Consider the following 21,520-nt stretch of genomic DNA (forward strand, 5'->3'; position numbering starts at 1 on the left):
GCCACTCCCGCAGGGCGGTCGACCGGGCGGCCCACCATAGCTGACAGACCCTCAGATGTCTGCGTCGTCGTCCCCGGGCTCGCCCGCCACCACCACCCGGAGGTGCTCGGCGATCTCCGCACGTGCCTCGGCGGGCAGGCCCGCATCGGTCACCAGCGTGTCCACCTGCTCCAGCGCGGCGAACGAACTCAGGCCCACCGTGCCCCACTTGGTGTGGTCGGCGACCACCACGACCCGGCGCGCGGAGTGCACCAGCCGCCGGTTCGTCTCCGCCTCGGCGAGGTTCGGCGTGGACAGTCCGGCCTCGAGCGATATGCCGTGCACACCGAGGAACAGCAGATCGAAATGGAGGGCGGCGATCGCCTGGTCGGCCACCGGTCCCACCAGCGAGTCCGACGGGGTGCGCACACCGCCCGTCAGCACCACCGTGGCCGCGCCCTGCCGCTGGCCCGAGGTGCGCTGCGCCGCGTGGAAGACGTCCGCGACCCGGACCGAGTTCGTCACGACGGTCAGGTCGGGCACCTCCAGCAGTTGCTGGGCGAGCGCGTACGTCGTCGTACCACCGGACAGGGCGATCGCCGTGCCCGGGGTGACCAGCTTGGCGGCGGCGCGTGCGATGTCCTCCTTGGCCGTCAGCTCCAGACCCGACTTCGCCTCGAACCCGGGCTCGTGCGTGCTGGCCTCGACCACCGGAACCGCGCCGCCGTGCACCTTCTCCAGCACGCCCTGGCGGGCGAGAGCGTCCAGATCACGGCGCACGGTCATGTCCGACACGCCGAGCTTGCGGGTCAGTTCGTTGACCCGCACACCGCCCCGGCGCCGGACCTCGTCCAGGATCAGGGCGCGGCGCTGCTCCGCGAGGAGGTTCTGATTCTCACTCACGTACGCTCCGGTCCTTTCGCCGCCGTCCGTCCGACACGCCCGGCGCACCGCCCTCGACCAGGAGATTCCGGCCGGCCGCAGATGCGCGGGCGTCCCATCTTTTCACGGGTCGGCACCGGTTGCGCCACCACCCGTCTCGCCGCGCGCATGCCAGCTCCGCCCCGGCCGCCCGGACCACCGTCACACGGATCGGGGAGATTCCGTGACGAGCGGTGTACGACAACCCCGGACCGGAGATCCTGAAACGCGCATCGGCACAGTGCTTCGGGCGCGTCACGGGGGTGCGACAACAGTGGACAGCGCACAGGAAGGCCACGGCGAGCGGCGGACGGACCCCGAGCTGGAGTTGCTCGTGCACGGAGTGGGCGGAACCACCCCCGAGAAGATGCTCGGTGACCCGCACACCGTCCGGGTCACCGGCGACGACACAGCCGCGATCTTCCGACGAGCCGAGGACACCGGGACCAGGAGAGAGCCGCGCGACGGGCCCGTCCAGGAGGCGTACGTCTGGTGCAACCTCACCTCCGGCGACAGCAGCCGCGCCCTGTGGCTGTTGCTGCTGCCGTTCATGGTCGTCAACCTCGCCCACTGGATGCGCCCCGCCGCGGCCGGCCGGCACCGCACAGTCCGCCTGTACGGCCTCCTGGTACGGCTGGCCGCCCTCACCCTGACCGTGCTGCTGGTGGCCGCCGCCTGCGAGGTGGCCCTGGACCTGGCGGCCTGGCAGTGCGCCGGCGTCCGGTCCTGCGCCCACCGCAACTCCTGGCTGGCCTTCCTCGCACCCCCGGCGTCCACGGTCCCCGGCGGGCACGACCCCTGGTGGAGCCTGCCGGGCCGCCGGCTGGCGCTCGCCGCACTGGTGCCGACCGCGCTGACGGTCCTGCTCTGGTACCTCTCCCGCCGGACCTGGAGCGCGTACGAGTCCCACCGGCCGATGACCCACGACCCCGAGCCGGACACCGACGGCAGCGCGCTGACCAGGCCCGGCTTCTGGTACGGGCGCCGCCTCGTCGCCCGGCTGCGCGCCGCGCACACCGCGGCGGCCCTGCTGACCGTCGCCGCCGCCGTCGCGGCCCCCGCGGTCCGCTTCGACCACCGGCCCGGCGGTCCCGCCGCCCTGGACATCATCGGTCGGCTGCTCACCGCGGCCCTGCTGGCCTGGGCGGCGACGGCCGTGGGTGTCGTCTGCCGCCGGGGCCGCAGCGAGAACCGCCTCGACCAGCGGCTCGACCGGCACCTGGTACGGCTCCTGCCGCTCGGCGCGCTCGCCCTGCTGCTGCTCACCGTGGTCTACGCCGGCTGGGCCCGGCCCGGCTGGCGGTCCACCGGGCGGCTGCCGGGCGACCCGGCCTTCGGCGCCCTCATGCTGGCCCAGGGCCTGCTGGTCGTCGCCCTCGCCGTCGTGGCCGGGAGCCTCCACCGCCGCAGCCCCGATCCGCGCGCCGGCATGCGGGGCCTCGGCGGACCGGCCGTCGCGCTGCTCGCCTGCGCGCTGGGCGGTGTGATGTCCGGCGGGGTCGCACAGCGCGTCGCCGACTGGCTCGACGGCACCCACGCCGCGCTCCCCGGGCCGCCGGTCCTGCTCACCTGGCAGGCGGCCACGATCCCGCCGGCCCTTGCGGTCCTGCTGCTCCTGGCCGTTCGGCTCGGGCTCGGCACCGCCCGGCTGGCCCGCGCCGAACGCGACCGGGTCCGCCACGAGCATTCCGGCGAACCCGAGGACCCGGGCCGTACCCGGACCATCGCCCACGTCCGCGCCATGGCCACCCTCACCGACCGGGCGCCCCTCGTCGTCGCCGTGCTCACCGCCACCACCCTGCTGCTCGGCGCCGTGGCGCTGGCCGGCGCGCTGGCCACCCGGAAGACCCCCGACGGAGCCGCCCGCCGCACCTACGACGCCCTGCAGTCCATCGCCGAGACCTCGCAGGCGCTGGGCTCCTGGCTCGTCGGCCTCGGCTTCGTCCTCTTCGTGACCTGGGGCAGGCGCGCCTACCGGGACGCCTCGGCGCGGCGCACGATCGGCATCCTCTGGGACGTCGGCACCTTCTGGCCGCGCGCCGCGCACCCCTTCGCGCCACCGTGCTACGCGGAGCGCGCGGTGCCGGACCTGACCTGGCGCATGGCCACCTGGACCCAGCACACCGGGGGCCGCCTGGTCCTCTCCGGCCACTCCCAGGGCAGCGTCCTGGCCGCGGCCGCCGCCTGGCAGCTGCCCCCGTCCGTCCGCGGCCGGATCGCGCTGCTGACCTACGGATCCCCGCTGGAACGCCTCTACGGCCGCTGGTTCCCGGCCCACTTCGGACCGCCCGCGCTCGCCGCACTGCACCGCGACGTCGCCTGCTGGGGCAACCTCTTCCGCGGCACCGACCCCATCGGCGGGCCCGTCCGCGTCCCCGACGACGACACGCCCGAGGTCGACCACGGCCCCCTGCAGGACCCGCTCGTCTACGGCCGCACGCCCGCGCACCCTCTGCCCGCGCCCATCCTCGGCCACTCCGACTACCAGGCGGACCCCGTCTTTTCCCGGGAACGCGCACATCTGCTGGACCGGCTGCGCCCCGACCTGCCGGGGCCACGACCGGAACCCACGCAACACCGGGCCGACGCCGGCTAGCTAGGTCCTGTCGTCGAACTCCCGCCGTCCGACCGGGGTGTTCAGGACAGTTCCGGAAGGTCCTCCGCGTACAACAGGGTCAGATCGTCGGTGCTGGGGTCCGTCAGCTGGGCGACACGGCTCGCGTGCCGTTCCACCATCGCCTCGAAGGTCTGCCGGGCCGTGCGGCCGTTGCCGAAGGCCGGGCCCTTCGGGATGGCCGTGAAGTACTTCAGCAGCGCCTCGCACGCGCCCGGCGTCAGCCGGTACTCGTGCTCGTCGGCCTGCTGTTCCACGATCCGCAGCAATTCCTCGGGGCCGTAGTCGCCGAAGGTGATGGTGCGCGAGAAGCGGGAGGCGACACCGGGGTTGACGGAGAGGAAGCGCTCCATCTCCGCCGTGTAGCCGGCGACGATCACCACCACCGCGTCCCGGTGGTCCTCCATCAGCTTCACCAGCGTGTCGATGGCCTCCTTGCCGAAGTCGCGCCCGGCGTCCTCCGGGGACAGCGCGTACGCCTCGTCGATGAACAGCACACCCCCGCGCGCCCTCTCGAACGCCTCCTGGGTGCGGATCGCCGTGGAACCGATGTGCTCGCCGACCAGGTCCACCCGGGACACCTCCACCAGGTGTCCCTTCTCCAGCACACCGAGCGAGGCGAGGATCTCGCCGTAGAGGCGGGCGACCGTCGTCTTGCCGGTGCCGGGCGAGCCGGTGAAGACCAGATGCCGCTTGACCGAGGCCGCCTTCAGACCCGCCTGCCGGCGGCGCCGCCCGACCTCGATCATGTCGGTCAGCGCCCGCACCTCGCGCTTGACGCTCTCCAGGCCCACCAGCCCGTCGAGTTCCCCGAGCACGTCCTTCGACGTCCGCGCCGGCGGCGCCGGCTCGGCGGCGGCGACCAGCGGCTCCTGCTCCGTAGTGCGCTGCCCCGGGATCGAACCGAGCAGCCCGGGGGAGTGCGACACGGTCTCCACGGCGGTCTCCCGGGCCGTGGGCGGCCGCAGGCCGCCGCTCTCGTCGCTGGTGCAGTCCTCCACGACCGGTCCCGTCCCGGACGCGGCGTCCGGGCCCGCGTCGGCGAACTCGTAACCGCCGCGCGCGCAGCGCTCCGTACGGCACTTGCGCAGCGTCGCCCGGCAGCCGTCGATCACATGGAAGCCGTAACCGCCGCTGCCGCTGACCCGGCAGTTCAGGAAGCTGCCACGGCCGCCCGCGGAGACGTAGAAGCCGGCCTCGGCGGGGGAGGCGACCGTGCAGCGCTCGATGGTCGGGTCGGCACCCTTGGTGACGATGACACCGGTCTGGGTGCCGTCCAGGGTGCAGTTGTTGAGCGTGCCGCCGCTGCCGTGGTCGCGGAACCACGCGCCGGTCGCCGCCTCCCGGATCCGGCAGTCGTCGAGCTGCGCGGTCGCCCCGTCGCTCACCGACACCGCCGTGTTGCGCACCTGCGACAGATCGCTGTCCACGACGTCTGCGCGCGAACCGCGGTCCAGCACGAACAGGGCGTCCGGCACGTCGTGCACCCGGCAGGAGTCGAGGACGGCCGTGGCGCCGTCGCTGACCCACACCGCCGGATAGTCGCCGGTGCTGTCGAAGATCTCGCACTGGTGGGCGTCCACCCGGGTCCCCGGATCCCACACCGACAGGCCGTTGCGCCCGAACTGACGGACCGTCGTCCGGGTCAGTGTGAGCACCGAACGGGAACGCAGGTCGACCGCATTCTCCGGGATGTCGTGGATGCGGGAGTCGGCGAGCGTGAGCACCGCGTCCGTGTCCAGGGTGACGCCGTCGGCCGTCGTGCGGTGCACATCGCAGTCGGTCAGATGCGCCGTCGCCCGCTGCGTGACCTGTACGCCCGAGCCGCGGACCTCGTAGATCTCACAACCCACCGCCTCCAGCGCGGAGTTCTCGCCCGTGGCGGTCATCCCGGTGCCGGAGGCGTGGTGCACACGGCAGCGCTCCAGACGCGGATGCGCACCGCCGCGGACGGCCACGCCCGCCTGCCCGGCCGCGACGACCTCGCACTCCTCGAACACCCCGCTCCCGCCGTCGAGTACGGCGATGCCGATGCCGGCCGGGTTGTCGACGGTGCAGCGGCGCACGGTCGGGCGGGCGCCGCCGCGCACCTCGATGCCCGCGGCGGACCGGGTCACGATCCGCATGTCCATCAGCTCGGGCGTGCCCTCCTCGACCAGCAGCGCGGGCGCCGCCGCGTCCTGGCCCTCCACGTGCAGGTCCTGCACCACGGCGGAGGCACGCACGGTGAGCGGCACCCCGTCCACGGGCGCGATCCGCACCGAACCGGGGGAGCCCTCCGGGCCACGGAGCGTCACCGCCCGCTGGAGCACGAGGTTTTCCCGGTAGGTGCCCGGGGCGATGGTGAGGACGTCGCCGTCGGCGGCGGCCTCCAGGGCGGCGGCCAGCGATGCGTACTCGCCTGTGCGGCGCCGCCACCGCGACGTACCGGTGTGCGTCACCTGGACCGTGCCCTGTGCCATGGCGTTGCTGTGCCCCCACCTAGTCGTACTGATGGCTCACTCCCGTAGGGGCCTTGCCGCCGGTGCCGGGACCGCGACCGTGCTCAGCCCTTGGGGCTGATGCGCGTTCGCGCTACCGAAAACCTGCGCGTGCCCCTGCGGTTCGCTCACCCGCGGGTTGTCGCCGAAAGCTCTTCGGCCGGTCCACCGTAGCGCGTGCGTGCATGGTGGGTTGACCAGAGCCGGAAGGCCGTCAGCAGCCGGTGCCCGCCTTGCCCCAGTCCGGGCCCGCCCGGTCCCAGGCCTGGTCCCAGCGTGCGTACCGTCCGCGGACCATGCGCCACACCGTCAGCCGTCTGCCGCCTTCGACCAGGCCCGCGACCAGCAGAGCCGCGCCGATCCCGGCGAGCACCGCGTGTGTCGTGGCGGTGGGGGAGTCCAGCGGACGGGTCGCTATTCGGCCGTGCGGATCCGTCCAGAGTCCGAAGCGGTCGCCCGCGTGCGGGGACTTGAGCTCGGCCAGGGCGGGGCCGTGCCGGCGGGTGCCGTCCGGCGCGATCCAGTTCGCGAGAACACGGCTGCGGGACTCGCGCGCCGCCGTGGTGTCGGGGTCGGTCTCCAGCGGAGCCTCGTGCAGGTCGCGCACCACGGTGGCCATGACGAGGTGGCGCGTGTGCCGCTGCTCGCGCACGGACCGCTGCAGCGAGTCCTGGGCGGCGGCGCCGACCAGACAACCGACCACGGGCGCGGCCGCGGCGACCAGCACCAGCGCCACGAGGGCCACCCATGCCTCGGCCAGGTCGGTCGCACGGCGCAGCGGATTGTGCCGCCAGCGCCACAGGCCACTGATCGCCCGCATCTCCCCACCCCCTTACGCCCCGTCATAACCCCCGGCGCGGGAGCGCATCCGCGGCCCGGAGCAAGAGAGAGCGACATCACGTCCACCGCGGACGGTCACGCACGCGGCTTCTCACGAAGGTCTCATGTCTCCCAACGACCGGGACCCGCCCTCGGTTCCCCGGCCGTGGCGCCGCCGTCGCGCGCTACCCCAGCACCCGCACCGGGTCCCCGACCCTGATCGTGCCGCGCGAGAGGGGCACGAGGTTCTGGCCGAAGAGCAGCCTCGATCCGACCTTGCGGTGACGTGCCAGGGTGCGCAGGGGCTCCCGGCCGCGTACGGCGGTGTCCTGGTCGACGGTGGTGACGACGCAGCGTCCGCTCGCCTTCGCGACGCGGAAGACGACCTCGCCCATGGAGATCCGGGACCAGTGGTCCTCGGCCCAGGCCTCGGTGCCGGCGACGACGACGTTCGGCCGGAAGCGGTTCATCGGCAGCGGGCCCTCGGCGGCGTGCGCACCCTCGGCGATCAGGGAGTTCAGCGCGTCGAGGGAGGCCGCCGTGGCGACCAGCAAGGGATAGCCGTCCGCGAAGCTCACCGTCTCGCCGGGCAGGGCGCACTCGGGATCGACGGGGCGGCGGGTGGCCGGGTCGTCCATGTGGACCAGGCGGACGTCCGCCCGCAGAAAGGTGCTGCACCAGGCATGCGCGGCCGCGGCCGCCGGGACCGCCTCGACCTTGGTGCCGAAGATGTTCACCGGCACGGTCCCGGCCGGGTCGGGCACGGAGACCATCAAGGATGCATGGCCGGGTGCGGACAGACGAACGCCGCCGCCGGCCTCGGGCTCGGCGGCGGCCAGCGCGAGGCGCGGCTGCTCGCGCTGTGTGACGACCTTTCCCCCGTCGTCGATCAGCGTCCAGCGCCGGTCACCGGCCAGGCCCCAGGGCTCCACGACGGCCTCCCGGGGTGCGTGCCCCCGGAACGCCTTGACCGGATGAACGTGGATCGACTGCACTACGGCGTTTTCCATGCCGCCATCGTGTCAGCAGGCACCGACAGCGGCCGGCGTGCCGGTCAGTAGCCGCGGTACTGCTGGTTGTTGTACGGGTCCTGGTAGGGAGCCGGCGCGGGCCGCGGCGCGGCCGGGCGCATGGCCTCGTAACCCGTGCCCATCCCCATCGGGCGCTGCTGCTGGGGGGCCTGTGGGCCGGGGTAACCCCGCGGCGCTGCGGCCTGCTGCGGGATGTACGCCGTGGGTGCCTGCTGCAGGGGCGCGGGCTGCGGCGTGTGCGGGTAGCCGTAGGCCGGAGCCTGCGGGGAGGGTGCCGCCGGGAGGGCGGGCAGGGCCGACGGCAGAGCGGGCAGGCTGCTGCCCGAGTCGTAGGCGGCGGGGACCCGGATCGGGGCGATCTGCGGGGTACCGCGCTCGGCGACGAGCGAGTCGTAGATCGGGGTGTCCGGGAAGGAGGCGGAGTAGTAGCCGCCACCATAAGTGGAGCGGGGGGAGGTCATGGCACATAAGTTAAGCCCACGATGTGCTCGTTGGGGAGACCGATAAGAGGGTTGTTTTCCGTGTCCGCAGTGACCTGGGATCCCCAATCCGAGCGAACTTGGCAAAAAGGGACGTCGGTCCGCGCTTTAATCATGTAAAGGGCGAGTTCCTGCGGGGTTACCGGGAGTTGACCGGCGATCTTTCGGTGCCGGTCGTGGGCGTTCGCCGCACCGGCGAATAGGTTGTGCGGGTAGGGATGACTGGACGGCCGACGGTGTACGGAAGCCGACACGGATGGGGGCGGGCATGTCCATGCTGAAAGGGGCGAACGCGCCGGTGCCGACCACGGCGCTGCGCGTAGAACTGGGCTGGCGCTCCGGACCCGGCGTACCCGACGCGGACGCCTCCGCGCTGCTGCTCGCCACCGGGAGGGTCCGCTCCGACGACGACTTCGTCTTCTACAACCAGCCCGCCCATCCCTCCGGGGCGGTGCGCCACGAGGGCAAGCGGACGGCCGCCGCGGGCGTCACCGACACCCTGTCCGTGGACCTCGCGCGCGTGGAGGGCTCGATCGAGCGGATCGTGCTCGCCGCCTCCGCCGACGGCGGGACCTTCGGGCAGGTCCCCGGCCTCTACATCGAGGTGACCGACGCCGTGAGCGGCCAGGCGGTCGCCCGCTTCGACAGCCCGGGCGCGACCGTGGAGACGGCCTTCGTGCTCGGGGAGTTCTACCGCCGTCAGGGCGGCTGGAAGTTCCGCGCCGTCGGCCAGGGCTACAGCAGCGGGCTGGAGGGCCTCGCCACGGACTTCGGCATCACCGTGGACACACCCCAGCACGCCGCACCGCCCGCCGCGGCGCGTCCGGTGACTCCGCCCCCGACTCCGGCGCCGACCCCCCTACCGCCACTCCCCTCCACGCTGCCGCCCGCGCCCGCGTCGCCCCCGACCATGCCGGCCGCGCCCGCGCCCCCTCGGGCACCCCAGCCCGTCCGTCTGTCCAAGGTCACCCTCACCAAGGCGGCGCCCTCCGTCTCGCTCGCCAAGCAGGGCGGAACCTCCGGTGCCATGCGGGTGAACCTCAACTGGCAGATGCGCGAACAGCTTTCCGGCCGGGGCAGCCGGTGGGGAGGCGGGCGAGGAGAGATCGACCTCGACCTGTGCGCCCTGTACGAGCTCGCCGACGGCCGCAAAGGGGTCGTACAGGCCCTCGGCAACGCCTTCGGTTCGCTGCACCGGCCGCCGTACATCCACCTCGACGGCGACGACCGCACCGGTGCCGTGGCGAGCGGTGAGAACCTCACCGTCAATCTCGACCACAGGCAGGACTTCCGGCGCATCCTCGTCTTCGTCACCATCTACGAAGGCGCCAACTCCTTCGCCGACCTGCACGCCACCGTCACCCTCCAACCGCTGCACGGCGCCCCGATCGACTTCTCGCTCGACGAGTGCACCGTGCCGTCCACGGTGTGCGCGCTCGCCCTGATCACCAACACGGGCGGCGACCTCCTGGTGCAGCGCGAGGCGCGGTATCTGGTGCCGGAGCGCGGAGTGAGCCCGCAGCGGACCATAGACCGCGCCTACGGATGGGGCATGAACTGGACGCCCGGCCGCAAGTGACCGGGCTCAGCCCTCGTCGGACACGGCATCCGGGCGCGCGTACGTGCGGCCCTTCCAGGCGGCCCCGCGCCCCCGGTAGTGCTGCACGGCCGAGTCCACCGTCATCAGCAGATACAGCGACGCGGTGAACGGCAGCAGGGGAGCGAGCCACAGCGGCTGCCGGTAGTAGCGCAGCATCGGCACGTACGTCCCCGCCATCACCGCCCACGCCAGAGCGCCGACGACCGCCGTCGCCGTACTACCGCTCGCCGCTCCTACGACCACCGCGGCGGGCGGCACCAGGTACACCAGCGCCAGCCCGGCGACCGTACCGAGGAGCAGCTGCGGGTTGTGCCGCAGCTGGGCGTAGGCGCTGCGCGCGACCATCCGCCACAGGTCGAGCAGCCGCGGATACGGACGCACGCTGTCCACCCGGTCGGCCAGCCCCAGCCAGACGTGCCCGCCGGCGCCCTTGACCGCGCGCGCCAGCGCCACGTCGTCGATGACGGCGTGCCGGATCGCGTCCGGGATGCGAGCCCGCTCCGCCATGTCCGCGCGCAGCAGGACACAGCCGCCCGCCGCCGCGGCCGTACGCGAGCCCTTCCGCCCGATCCGGCGGAAGGGATACAGCTGCGCGAAGAAGTAGACGAACGCCGGAACCACCAGCCGCTCCCACGCGCTCTCCACCCGCAGCCGCGCCATCTGCGACACGACGTCGAAGCCCCCGGCGTGGGCCGCCGCCACCAGCGCGCGCAGGCTGTCCGGCGCGTGCGCGATGTCCGCGTCCGTCAGCAGCAGATACTCCGGGTCACGCGCGCGTGCCAGGCCGATGCCGTGCCGGACCGCCCACAGCTTGCCCGTCCAGCCCGCCGGTGGCCCGCCCGGAGAGCCCACGGTCAGCGGCAGTCCGCCGTGCCGCCGGGACAGCTTGCGGGCCAGCTCCCCGGTGCCATCGGTGCTCCCGTCGTCCACCAGGAAGACCTCGGCCCGCCCCGGATAGTCCTGCGCCAGCAGCGACGGCAGGCTCGCGGGCAGCACGGCGGCCTCGTCACGAGCCGGTACGACCACACAGACGGACGGCCACGCGTCCGGTTCCCGGCGCGGCGGCAGCCGGACGTCCGTGCGCCAGAAGAAGCCCTGGCCGAGCAGCAGCCAGCACCATGCGGCCAGCGATACGACGGTGATCCACAGCAGGGCGCTCACGCCCGCAGTCTGCCCCACCGGAGCGGGCCGCAAGGCTCGATCGTCTATCGTGGCCGGGTGAAGATCGCGCTCATGGACTCCGGAATCGGCCTGCTCCCCGCCGCCGCCGCGGTACGGCGGCTGCGGCCCGACGCGGATCTCGTGCTCTCCTGGGACCCCGACGGGATGCCCTGGGGGCCGCGCACTCCGGAGGACATCACCGAACGGGCCCTCGCCGTGGCCGAGGCCGCCGCCGCCCATGAGCCCGACGTTCTGATCGTCGCCTGCAACACCGCGTCCGTGCACTCCCTGCCGGTGCTGCGGGGCCGCTTCGAACCGGACCTGCCGATCATCGGCACCGTCCCGGCGATCAAGCCGGCCGCCGCGGGCGGCGGGCACGTCGCGATCTGGGCGACGCCCGCCACCACCGGAAGCGCGTACCAGCGGAATCTGATCGAGCAGTTCGCCGCCGGTGTGACCGTCACCGAGGTGGCCTGCCCCGGTCTCGCGGACGCGGTGCACCACGCGGACGAGAGCGGGATCGACGCCGCGATCGCCTCGGCCGCCGGCCGCACCCCCGAGGACGTGACGACCGTCGTCCTGGGCTGCACCAACTACGAGCTGGTCGGCGAGCGCATCCGGGCAGCCGTCCAGCGGCCCGGCCGTCCGCCGCTCGCCCTGCACGGCTCCGCCGGGGCGGTGGCCGCGCAGGCCCTGCGCCGGATCGACGCGGAGCCGGCCCCGGCAGCCGTCGCCGACACCACCCTCACGGTGCTCCTCAGCGGTCGCGAGGCCACGCTCCCGGAGACGGCACTGTCCTATGCGGAAGGCCGCTTCCTGCAGGCGGTCAGCCCCGTCCGCTGACCCCGCACCACAGGCGGGCCGCCCTGGCCCACCTGGGTCAGTCACCGTCTGCCACGCCCTACCCGCGCAGGGAAACCTGAGTAACCTCATGAATATGAGGGACGACCGCCCCGCCGACGACGGCCCGACCCCCGAGGTCTGGACCGGGCGTGCGACGAACCGGGTCCAGTGGCTGCTGGCGCTGGTCGGCGCGGCCTGCATGGCCCTCGGTGTCAAGCTGGCCGTGGACTCGGCATGGACCTCAGGCATCGCCCCGCTGGCGATGTCCGTCGTGGGCTGCATCGCCGCCGGTCTCCTGGTCCTCTTCGGCACCCTCGCCTTCGTGCACGTCGACCTCAGGCTCGACAAGGAGTGCCTCGAGATCCGCTGCGGCCACATGGGACTGCCGCGCCGCCGCATCCCGCTCTCCCATGTGGCCGGCGCCGACTTCACCGCCCTCGTCACACCCCGGAACTGGGGCGGCTGGGGTTACCGGTGGCGCCCCGAGAAGGGCACGGCCGTGGTCGTACGCCGCGGCGAGGGCATCGTGCTGCGCCTGTGGGACGGCCACACCTTCACGATCACCGTGGACAACGCCGAGTCGGCGGTGCGGGTCATCAGGGCCCGGCTGCGGACGACCACTCCGGGTTCGGCCCGCTGAGGCCGCGCGCCGCGCAGGCGGCGCAGGGCATGACACCGCTCAGAGCCGGGGCTCGCGCGCCCACGGCCGCGCCGTCGCCCATCCGGCCAGCAGCCCGGCGCCCACGGTCACCGTGGTGAAGCTGAGCGCGTCGCTCACCGTGGCGAACACCGCGAGCGCCGTCAGGGCCGCACCGGCGGTCAGGGCGACCGGGGTGGAGCGCGGAGAGCGCCACAGCGCGTGCAGCACCCAGCAGAACGCGGCCACGGACAGCAGCGCCCCGACGAGGCCCTGCTCCGCCGCCAGCTGGAGCAGTGCCGAGTGCGGCTTGCCGTCGGCGGACAGCGTCCGGGGGGCCATGCCGCCCAGCTCGCCGAACCGTCCCGGACCGACGCCGAGCCCCCGGTTCCGGCTCGCCAGGTGCAGGGCGTCCCGCCACAGCGCGACCCGGTGTTCGGCCAGTCGGCCTTCGAGCACCCGGGCGAGTCCACCCGGCAGCACATCGGCGGCGAGAGCCCAGGCCATTCCGGCCACCAGTGCTGCCGTCACCGCAAGGCCCAGCAGACAGCCGCCCCGGCGGGACACCGAGCCCGCTGCCAGCGAACACAGCAGTACGGCCGTACTAGCCACGCACCCGGCAGCAGAGCCCAGCACACCCCCGGTCAGCACGATCCCGACGGCCAGCAGCCGCAGCACCAGCCTCAGCTCCGGTACGGCCGTCGCCCAGGCGGCACAGCACGCGGCACCCGTGGCCAGCGCCAGCACGGCGGCCGTGCCACCGGCGTGGCCGAGCGGGGCGGCGTACCGGGGACCCGCGGAGAGCGCGGGCAGGCCCACGGCCAGCGCGAGTCCGGCCGCCGCGCCGGCGCATGGCGCGGCCACCGGCAGCAGTGCCCCGGACACCCGGCCGACGGCATGACCGGCGGCCACGGCGAGGACCGCGAGCAGCATGCCCTCGGGTCGTCCGTCGTGCGTCGCGGCGGTGATCAGCGACCAGCCGGCGCAGGCGCCCAGCAGGATCATGCCCGCCCCGTCAGAAACACTTCGTCTGATGTCGACCGCGCCCGCGTCCACACCGGCCGCGGATCTTGTCCCCGTCGACCCCACCGCTGCCCCTCGTCCCCGGTCCCCGTTGCCCCAGGCCACGGCCGGGCACGCGCCGGATCCGGCCGCACTGCCGAGGCTGGGCTCACCGTAGCGGCTGATGACCGGTTTGGGCACGAGATGCGGCGGAAAGTGGCGCTGGAGCGGGCGGATCGCCGTGGAGAGGGCGGGGTGGTGGGGAGCCTTCCGTGCCGCCGGCGCGGTCGCGCGCCGGGGCGGAACGTGCCCTTCGTGCGGCCGCCGGGAGTCGGTGCCGGCCCTCGGGCCGGACCGGGTGCCGAGCACCACACAGGCGGGTCGGCCGGCCGGCGTGGGCGGCGACCAGGCACAACCATGGCCGGCGGCGTCGGTCCCGGCCCGCGAACCGTGCTGTCGGCGCCCAGGGCAGCCGCCGTACACTCACCCGGGTGACCGTCACCGCAACTTCCGTGGACCAGCCGGACCAGCTCCAGCCGTCCCCCGCGCCCAGCGCGTTCCGCGGCCGCCTGCTCCGCCTGGTCCCGGCCGTCGCCGCCGCGCTCTGTGGAGTGCTGCTCTACGTCAGTTTCCCGCCGCGCACCCTGTGGTGGCTGGCGCTGCCCGCCTTCGCCGGTTTCGCCTGGGTGCTGCGCGGCCGTGGCTGGAAGTCGGCCCTCGGCCTCGGCTACCTCTTCGGGCTCGGCTTTTTGCTGCCGTTGCTGGTGTGGACCGGTGTGGAGGTCGGTCCTGGTCCCTGGCTGGCCCTCGTCGCCATCGAGGCGATCTTCATCGCCCTCGTCGGCGTCGGTGTCGCGGCCGTCTCCCGACTGCCGGCCTGGCCGGTGTGGGCGGCCGCCCTCTGGATCGCTGGCGAGGCGGTACGCGCGCGCGTGCCCTTCCGGGGCTTTCCCTGGGGCAAGATCGCGTTCGGGCAGGCGGACGGCGTCTTCCTGCCGCTGGCCGCGGTGGGCGGCACGCCGGTGCTGGGCTTCGCGGTCGTCCTGTGCGGATTCGGTCTGTACGAGGCCGGCCGGCTGATCGCCGAGCGGCGCCGGACCCAGGTCGTACGGCGGGGCGCGGCCGCCGCCGCGCTGCTGAGCGTGGCGGTCCCGGTGGCGGGCGCGGTCGCCGCACGGCCGCTGGTGAGCGACAAGGCCGAGGCCGGCACCCGGACCGTCGCGGTCATCCAGGGCAATGTGCCGCGCTCCGGGCTGGAGTTCAGCGCCCAGCGGCGGGCCGTGCTCGACTACCACGTCCGCGAGACATTTAAGCTCGCCGCCGACATCAAGGCGGGCAAGACCCCGAAACCCGACTACGTGCTGTGGCCGGAGAACTCCTCCGACATCGACCCCTTCGCCAACCCCGATGCGGCCGCCGTCATCGAGGGCGCCGCCAAGGCCGTCGGTGCGCCCATATCGGTCGGCGGTGTCGTGGAGCGGGACGGCAAACTGCTCAACGAGCAGATCCTCTGGGACCCGGCCAAGGGACCCACGCAGACCTACGACAAGCGGCAGATCCAGCCGTTCGGCGAGTACCTCCCGCTGCGCGGGTTCGTCGGCGCGATCAACAAGAACTGGACCGGCATGGTCCGCCAGGACTTCAGCCGCGGCAGCAGTCCGGGTGTGTTCGACATCGACGGCGCCAAGGTGGGCCTGGCCACCTGCTACGAGGCCGCCTTCGACTGGGACGTGCGGGACACGGTCACCCATGGCGCGGAGATGATCTCCGTGCCGAGCAACAACGCGACCTTCGACCGCAGCGAGATGACCTACCAGCAGCTCGCCATGTCCCGGATCCGCGCCGTCGAGCACAGCCGCACCGTCACCGTGCCGGTGACCAGCGGCGTCAGCGCGATCATCATGCCGGACGGGAAGATCACCCAGCGGACCGGCATGTTCGTGCCCGCCTACCTCGTCCAGAAGGTGCCGCTGCGCACGTCCAAGACCCCCGCCACCGAGCTGGGCATCCTCCCGGAGGTCGCTCTGGTGCTGGTCGCCGCGGGCGGTGTCGGCTGGGCGATCGGGTCCGGACTGCGCCGTCGGCGCGCCGGTGGCGCATAGCCGTACGACCGGCATACGCCCCCTGAAATGGTGCGTGCGGCCACTGAACTGCCAGGAAGGCATGGGTCCGGCCCGTTAGGGTCGGGCCCATGGCTACTCCTGACTTCATACGCACGCTCCGGGCCTCCGCCGGCCGGCAACTGCTCTGGCTGCCCGGGGTCACCGCGATCGTCTTCGACGACGAGGGCAGAGTGCTCCTGGGCCGGCGGACCGACACCCGCAAGTGGTCGGTGATCGGGGGCATCCCGGAACCCGGTGAGCAGCCGGCGGCCTGCGCCGTGCGGGAAGTCTTCGAGGAGACGGCGGTGCACTGCGTGGCCGAGCGGGTCGTCCTCGTCCAGGCTCTGGATCCGGTCACCTATCCCAACGGTGACCAGTGCCAGTACATGGACATCACCATCCGCTGCCGGGCCGTGGGCGGCGAGGCGCGGGTCAACGACGACGAGTCCCTGGAAGTGGGCTGGTTCACGGTGGACGCGCTGCCCGAGCTCAACGAGTTCGGCCACTTTCGGATCAAGCAGGCCATGTCTGGCGCACCCACATGGTTTGCCCCTACGGCTGTCCGCTGAAGTATGGGTGGTCGCCACATGTGGTGACGGCTGAGTGCCACCTAGGGTCGGCACATGACCTCGTCCAGCCTCTCGCCCGGCCTTCGCCCTCAGCCCTTCGCCCTGGATCTCGGCGGCCGCACCGCCCTCGTCACCGGCGCCGCAAGCGGCATCGGCCGCGCCTGCGCGCTGCGGCTGGCGGCCGCCGGTGCGCGGGTGCGGGCCGTCGACCGGGACGCGGTCGGCCTGGCCGAGCTGGCCCAGCAGGTGGAACGAGCCGGTGACCTGCCCGGAGCCGTCGAACCGCACGCCGTGGACCTCACCGACCTCGACGCCGCCGAACGCGCCGCCGCCGGCGCCGATGTGCTGGTCAACAACGCGGGCCTGCAACTGGTGCGCCCCATCGAGGAGTTCCCGCCCGAGGTCTTCCACACCGTGCTGACCGTGATGCTTGAGGCGCCGTTCCGTCTCATCCGCGGCGCCCTGCCGCACATGTACGCGCAGGGCTGGGGCCGGATCGTCAATGTGTCCTCCGTCCACGGTCTGCGTGCCTCCGCCTACAAGGCCGCGTATGTGGCCGCCAAACATGGTCTGGAGGGCCTGTCGAAGACGGCCGCTCTGGAAGGCGCCGCCCATGGGGTGACCTCGAACTGTGTGAACCCGGCCTATGTGCGCACGCCCCTGGTGGAGAAGCAGATCGCCGACCAGGCGCAGGCGCACGGCATCCCCGAGGAACGCGTGCTGTCCGAGGTCCTGCTGAAGGACAGCGCACTCCAGCGGCTCATCGAACCGGAGGAGGTCGCCGAGGCCGTGGCCTACCTGTGCAGCCCGCAGGCGTCCTTCGTCACCGGCACCTCGCTGGTGCTCGACGGCGGGTGGACGGCCCACTGAAGCGCCCGGCAGTGCCCGGCCCGGAAGTTTTCCACAGGCCTGACGGGCCGAGCGGTCGATGCGGAATCCTGTGACCATGTCTCGCGATCACGTTCAGACGGCACCCAGCGGCAGCATCGAGGCCCCGTACCTCGAGCTGCTGGCGCGCGACGCCTCCGCGGAGGCGTACGAGCAGCCGCTGCTGCTCGCCCGGGCCGAGGGCGGACCGGGCGACCGGATCGCCGCGCTGGAACAGGCCAAACTGCTCGCCCTGCGGGTCCGTGCCGAGCTGGAGGGTCGCCGGCGCCGCGAGGCGGAGCTGTCCGCGCTCTTCGAGACCGCCCACGACCTCGCGGGCCTGCGTGATCTGGACGCTGTGCTGCAGGCCATCGTGCAGCGCGCCCGCTCCCTGCTCGGCACGGACGTCGCCTACCTCACCCTGAACGACCCGGCGCGCGGCGACACCTACATGCGGGTCACGGAGGGCTCGGTCTCCGCCCGCTTCCAGCAGCTGCGCCTGGGCATGGGCGAGGGCCTCGGCGGACTGGTCGCCCAGACGACACGGCCGTACGTCACGGACGACTACTTCAAAGACGCCCGCTTCCAGCACACCCTCTCCATCGACGACGGCGTCCGCGACGAGGGCCTGGTCGCCATCCTCGGCGTCCCTCTCATGCTCGGCCCGCATGTCATCGGCGTCCTCTTCGCCGCCGACCGCAGGGCACGCGTCTTCGAACGCGCGCAGATCGCCCTGCTCGGCTCCTTCGCCGCGCTCGCCGCGGCCGCCATCGACACAGCGAACCTGCTGACCGAGACCCGTGCCGCCCTGGCAGGCCTGGAGCACGCCAACGAGATCATCCGGGACCGCAGCGCGGTCATCGAGCGCGCCTCGGACGTACACGACCGGCTCGCCGAACTCGTCCTGCGCGGCGGCGGGGTGCACGACGTGGCCGGCGCCGTCTCGGAAGTCCTCGACGGCACCGTGGAGTTCAGCGAGTCCGATGCGGCACCGGCCGACGCGCTGGAGGCCTCCCGGGCCGAGGGACACGCCGTACGGCACGGCAACGACTGGATCGCGGCGGTCGCCGCGGGCGGCGAACTCCTCGGCGCGCTGGTCCTGCGCGGGCATCCCGGCCTCGACCCCGTCGACCAGCGCACCCTGGAGCGCGCGGCGATGGTCACCTCGCTGCTCCTGCTCGCCCGCCGCTCGGCGGCCGAGGCCGAACAGCGGGTGCGGGGCGAGCTGCTGGACGACCTGCTGGACGCGCGCGACCGCGATCCGCGCCTGCTGCGCGAACGCGCCGCCCGGCTGCACGCCGACCTGGACGCCACCCATGTCGTCCTCGCCGCACGCCTCGACGGCCCGGCGGCCGACGCCGACGAGGAGGCCGCGGCCCGCCGCCGGCTGTGGTCGGCCGCCTCCCACCTCGCCGCGACCCGGCACGGCCTGGCCGCCGCACGCGACGGCGGCACCGTCCTGTTGCTGCCGCTCACCGCCGGCGACAGCGCCACAGACCTGGCCCGGCGCACCGCCCACCAGCTGGGAACGGCCGTCCACCAGCCGGTCACGGTCGGCGCCTCCGCCCCCGTCACCGAGCTCACCACCCACCCCGAGACCGTCGTCGGCGCCTACGCCGAGGGCCGCCGCTGCCTGGACGCGCTGCATCTGCTGGGCCGGGCCGGGGACGGCGCGGCGGCCGAGGACTTCGGCTTCCTCGGCCTGCTCCTCGCGGGCGAACGGGACGTCGCCGGCTTCGTCGACCGCACCATCGGCCCGGTCGTGTCCTACGACGAGCGACGCGGTACGGAACTGCTGCGCACCCTCGACGCCTACTTCGCCTGCGGGATGAGCCCGGCCCGCACCAAGGACGCGCTGCACGTCCACGTGAACACGGTCGCCCAACGGCTGGAGCGGGTGGGCCGGCTGCTGGGCGAGGACTGGCAGACCCCGGCCCGCGCCCTGGAGATTCAACTGGCCCTGCGACTGCACCGGTTGGCGGCCCCGGACAGACGCTGACCCCCGTACGGGCGCGCCGTACGGGGGGCTGGGCGGCGGATGCGCGTGCGGCGGGCCATGCCGGTGGGGGGCCGCGCCGGCCGGGCGAAGTCGCGCCGACCGGGCGGAACCGCGCCGGCCGATGGGAGCCTCGCCGGCCGGGTGGAGTTGCGTGCGGTGGGATCGGAGTTGTGCCGGTCAGGCCGTGTGCGCCTGTGCGGCCTGACCGGTAGTGGCGGACTCGCCGCTCTCGGCCTCGACGTCGGCGAGATCCCGGTGTCGCGTCTCGCGAGCGACGCCCACGGCGACCAGGGTCAGTACAGCGGCGGCGATCACATACAGGGCGATCGGAGTGGAGCTGCCGTAGTCGTCGAGCAGCGCGGTGGCGATGAGCGGGGCCGGCGCGCCGGCCGCCACGGAGGCGAACTGCGCGCCGATGGACGCACCCGAGTACCGCATCCTCGTTGCGAACATTTCGGCGAAGAAGGCGGCCTGGGGCGCGTACATCGCGCCGTGCAGCACGAGCCCGACGGTCACGGCCAGGACCAGGTAGCCGAACGACCCGGTGTCCACGAGCGAGAAGAACGGGAACATCCACAGGCCGACACCGGCCGCGCCGAGCAGGTACACGGGCCGCCGCCCGACCCGGTCGGACAGCGCGCCCCAGGCCGGGATGACGGCGAAGTGCACGGCGGAGCCGATGAGCACGGCGTTGAGCGCGGTCTGCTTGGACACGCCTGCCGAGGTGGTGGCGTACACGAGGATGAAGGCGGTGATGACGTAGTAGCTGATGTTCTCGGCCATGCGGGCGCCCATGGCCACCAGCACGTCCCGCCAGTGGTGCCGCAGCACGGAGACGAGCGGCAGCTTCTCGGTCTCCTCCGCACGCCGGGACTCGGCGCGCGCCAACGCCTCCTTGAACACGGGTGATTCGTCGACGGACAGCCGTATCCACAGACCGATGAGCACGAGCACCCCGGAGAGCAGGAACGGAATCCGCCAGCCCCAGGTCCCGAAGGCGTTGTCGGAGAGCACGGCGGTCAGCAGCGAGAGCACACCGGTGGCGAGCAACTGCCCCGCCGGTGCGCCGGTCTGCGGCCACGAGGCCCAGAAACCGCGCCGCCGCGCGTCCCCGTGCTCCGACACCAGCAGGACGGCACCGCCCCACTCACCGCCGAGCGCGAACCCCTGGACGAGGCGCAGGGTGGTCAGCAGCACGGGCGCGGCGGCCCCGACGGTGGCATGGGTGGGCAACAGCCCGATGGCGAACGTCGCTCCGCCCATCAGCACCAGGCTCAGCACCAGCAGCTTCTTCCGCCCCAGCCGGTCACCGTAGTGCCCGAACACGAGTGCCCCCAGCGGGCGGGCCGCGAAGCCGACGGCATACGTCAGGAACGACAGCAGAGTTCCGACGAGCGGGTCGGAGTCCGGGAAGAACAGCTTGTTGAACACCAGCGCGGCGGCGGAGCCGTAGAGGAAGAAGTCGTACCACTCGATGGTGGTGCCGATGAGGCTGGCGGCGACGATTCTGGGGAGGCTGGCAGGGGGTGGGGGAGCGGTGGTTCCGGAGGCCATGTGCGCCACTTCCTCGTGTGCGGTGGGGACGGGTACGTGTCGGCACACGGTAGGAAGATGCAGGTCAGGGGCCCATGTGGTGGGGCAACATAGTTCGAGTATTGGCTATGCGTGCGGCCACCATGCCGGCTCACGGAAGAGCGGTTCAGGGGCTCGAAGGTGGTCGAAACGAGTGCTGTCCGGGACGCGCAGTTCGGGGTGATTTGACGGTGCGGTGCTGACTCCCGTGCTGGTTTGGTGCTGACTAAAAGCCCACGTCATCACCCGTGCTCACCCCTCCCGTGCTGACTTGGTGCTGACTACGCTCCGTTGAACTCGGACATCTTGGGGCCGATCGGCTCAGGGCCGTTGCGTGGTAGGCGACCTGAACGAGAGGTCGACCCCGCTTTGCCGCTCGGCTCTGCGGGCAAGGACAAGGCGTTGCGCCTGCGCGTGGTAGGCGTTCGACCCAGCAGACTCTTCGTCTGCTGGTGGTACAGCGCAAACAGCTCGCTGACCTGCGAATATGGCAGCCGTGTGGATCTTGCCGGGACTGCTGGCCCGGGAATGGTCCGGATCTTGACTGATGCAGACCTTGGGGCTGCGGCTCGGTTGGATTGGCCGTAGCCGCCCGCTCCGAGCTGACGGTCCCACCTGGCACATGTCGTAGAAGCCGTCCAGGGGCGTCCATCCAGTCCTGTGCGGGCACATATGTCTAGGTTCGAGATCCTGTGCCGAGAGGGTGTCCACGGGGTTTGTGACTCGCCCGTGACAGCCGGCAGTGTGACGAAGCCCCCGTCGGCTGGTTGTGTTTTTGTCTGGCTCGGCGGCATGGCTGGCGCGATGGGGGAGTGCAAATCTAACGGCCCTGGCTCACATCCGAT

At 72.9% G+C, this 21,520-nt stretch carries 16 protein-coding genes; 8 read left to right on the forward strand and 8 right to left on the reverse strand.

What is annotated here, in order from left to right; translation table 11 throughout:
• Positions 1-51: 51 nt before the first annotated feature.
• A complete protein-coding gene (locus ACWCQS_RS24570; RefSeq protein WP_451006431.1) occupies positions 52-882 on the reverse strand; it encodes a DeoR/GlpR family DNA-binding transcription regulator in 831 nt (276 codons plus the stop codon).
• 292 nt (positions 883-1,174) lie between these two features.
• Here ACWCQS_RS24570 and ACWCQS_RS24575 point away from each other — a divergent pair, with 292 nt between their 5' ends.
• Positions 1,175-3,496: a hypothetical protein gene (locus ACWCQS_RS24575; protein ID WP_451006432.1), complete on the forward strand. Its 2,322-nt coding sequence runs from the start codon at positions 1,175-1,177 to the stop codon at positions 3,494-3,496.
• A 41-nt stretch (positions 3,497-3,537) separates the two neighbouring features.
• On the opposite strand, the gene ACWCQS_RS24580 is transcribed toward ACWCQS_RS24575, so the two are convergent.
• The 4 genes from ACWCQS_RS24580 to ACWCQS_RS24595 all read right to left on the reverse strand — a co-directional run bounded on the left by ACWCQS_RS24580 (position 3,538) and on the right by ACWCQS_RS24595 (position 8,305).
• On the reverse strand, positions 3,538-5,976 hold the full coding sequence (locus ACWCQS_RS24580) for a right-handed parallel beta-helix repeat-containing protein (RefSeq protein ID WP_451006433.1): 2,439 nt from the start codon (positions 5,974-5,976) through the stop codon (positions 3,538-3,540).
• 232 nt (positions 5,977-6,208) lie between these two features.
• Positions 6,209-6,814, reverse strand: coding sequence for an Rv1733c family protein (locus tag ACWCQS_RS24585; protein ID WP_451006434.1), 606 nt, complete (start codon positions 6,812-6,814; stop codon positions 6,209-6,211).
• A 184-nt stretch (positions 6,815-6,998) separates the two neighbouring features.
• Positions 6,999-7,823, reverse strand: coding sequence for an MOSC domain-containing protein (locus tag ACWCQS_RS24590; protein WP_451006435.1), 825 nt, complete (start codon positions 7,821-7,823; stop codon positions 6,999-7,001).
• A 44-nt stretch (positions 7,824-7,867) separates the two neighbouring features.
• Positions 7,868-8,305 (reverse strand): DUF6643 family protein, encoded by a 438-nt coding sequence (locus tag ACWCQS_RS24595; protein WP_450982586.1) that lies wholly within the window; start codon positions 8,303-8,305, stop codon positions 7,868-7,870.
• Positions 8,306-8,597: 292 nt separating this feature from the next.
• Between ACWCQS_RS24595 and ACWCQS_RS24600 the strand changes: the two genes are divergently transcribed.
• Complete coding sequence (locus ACWCQS_RS24600; RefSeq protein WP_451006465.1) at positions 8,598-9,902, forward strand: TerD family protein; 1,305 nt, start codon at positions 8,598-8,600, stop codon at positions 9,900-9,902.
• Between the two features lie 6 nt (positions 9,903-9,908).
• On the opposite strand, the gene ACWCQS_RS24605 is transcribed toward ACWCQS_RS24600, so the two are convergent.
• Positions 9,909-11,102: a glycosyltransferase gene (locus tag ACWCQS_RS24605; protein ID WP_451006466.1), complete on the reverse strand. Its 1,194-nt coding sequence runs from the start codon at positions 11,100-11,102 to the stop codon at positions 9,909-9,911.
• 39 nt (positions 11,103-11,141) lie between these two features.
• Here ACWCQS_RS24605 and ACWCQS_RS24610 point away from each other — a divergent pair, with 39 nt between their 5' ends.
• Both ACWCQS_RS24610 and ACWCQS_RS24615 read left to right on the forward strand, forming a co-directional pair.
• Positions 11,142-11,927, forward strand: coding sequence for a glutamate racemase (locus ACWCQS_RS24610; protein ID WP_451006436.1), 786 nt, complete (start codon positions 11,142-11,144; stop codon positions 11,925-11,927).
• A gap of 94 nt (positions 11,928-12,021) precedes the next feature.
• Complete coding sequence (locus ACWCQS_RS24615; protein ID WP_451006437.1) at positions 12,022-12,567, forward strand: hypothetical protein; 546 nt, start codon at positions 12,022-12,024, stop codon at positions 12,565-12,567.
• Positions 12,568-12,606: 39 nt separating this feature from the next.
• Here the strand turns inward: ACWCQS_RS24615 and ACWCQS_RS24620 are convergent, their stop codons facing one another.
• On the reverse strand, positions 12,607-13,569 hold the full coding sequence (locus tag ACWCQS_RS24620; RefSeq protein ID WP_451006438.1) for an O-antigen ligase family protein: 963 nt from the start codon (positions 13,567-13,569) through the stop codon (positions 12,607-12,609).
• A gap of 488 nt (positions 13,570-14,057) precedes the next feature.
• Here ACWCQS_RS24620 and lnt point away from each other — a divergent pair, with 488 nt between their 5' ends.
• From lnt to ACWCQS_RS24640, 4 genes are all read left to right on the forward strand, one after another.
• On the forward strand, positions 14,058-15,668 hold the full coding sequence (gene lnt / locus ACWCQS_RS24625; RefSeq protein WP_451006439.1) for an apolipoprotein N-acyltransferase: 1,611 nt from the start codon (positions 14,058-14,060) through the stop codon (positions 15,666-15,668).
• 89 nt (positions 15,669-15,757) lie between these two features.
• Positions 15,758-16,237, forward strand: a complete 480-nt coding sequence (locus tag ACWCQS_RS24630) for an NUDIX hydrolase (protein ID WP_451006440.1) — start codon at positions 15,758-15,760, stop codon at positions 16,235-16,237.
• 54 nt (positions 16,238-16,291) lie between these two features.
• The gene (locus tag ACWCQS_RS24635) at positions 16,292-17,107 is read left to right on the forward strand and encodes a 3-hydroxybutyrate dehydrogenase (protein ID WP_451006441.1); all 816 of its coding nucleotides are present in this window, start codon (positions 16,292-16,294) and stop codon (positions 17,105-17,107) included.
• Between the two features lie 76 nt (positions 17,108-17,183).
• Positions 17,184-19,103 (forward strand): helix-turn-helix domain-containing protein, encoded by a 1,920-nt coding sequence (locus tag ACWCQS_RS24640; protein ID WP_451006442.1) that lies wholly within the window; start codon positions 17,184-17,186, stop codon positions 19,101-19,103.
• 177 nt (positions 19,104-19,280) lie between these two features.
• On the opposite strand, the gene ACWCQS_RS24645 is transcribed toward ACWCQS_RS24640, so the two are convergent.
• Positions 19,281-20,657 (reverse strand): MFS transporter, encoded by a 1,377-nt coding sequence (locus ACWCQS_RS24645; RefSeq protein WP_451006443.1) that lies wholly within the window; start codon positions 20,655-20,657, stop codon positions 19,281-19,283.
• Positions 20,658-21,520: the final 863 nt, after the last annotated feature.

The sequence above is a fragment of the Streptomyces sp. NPDC002076 genome, from assembly GCF_053593835.1.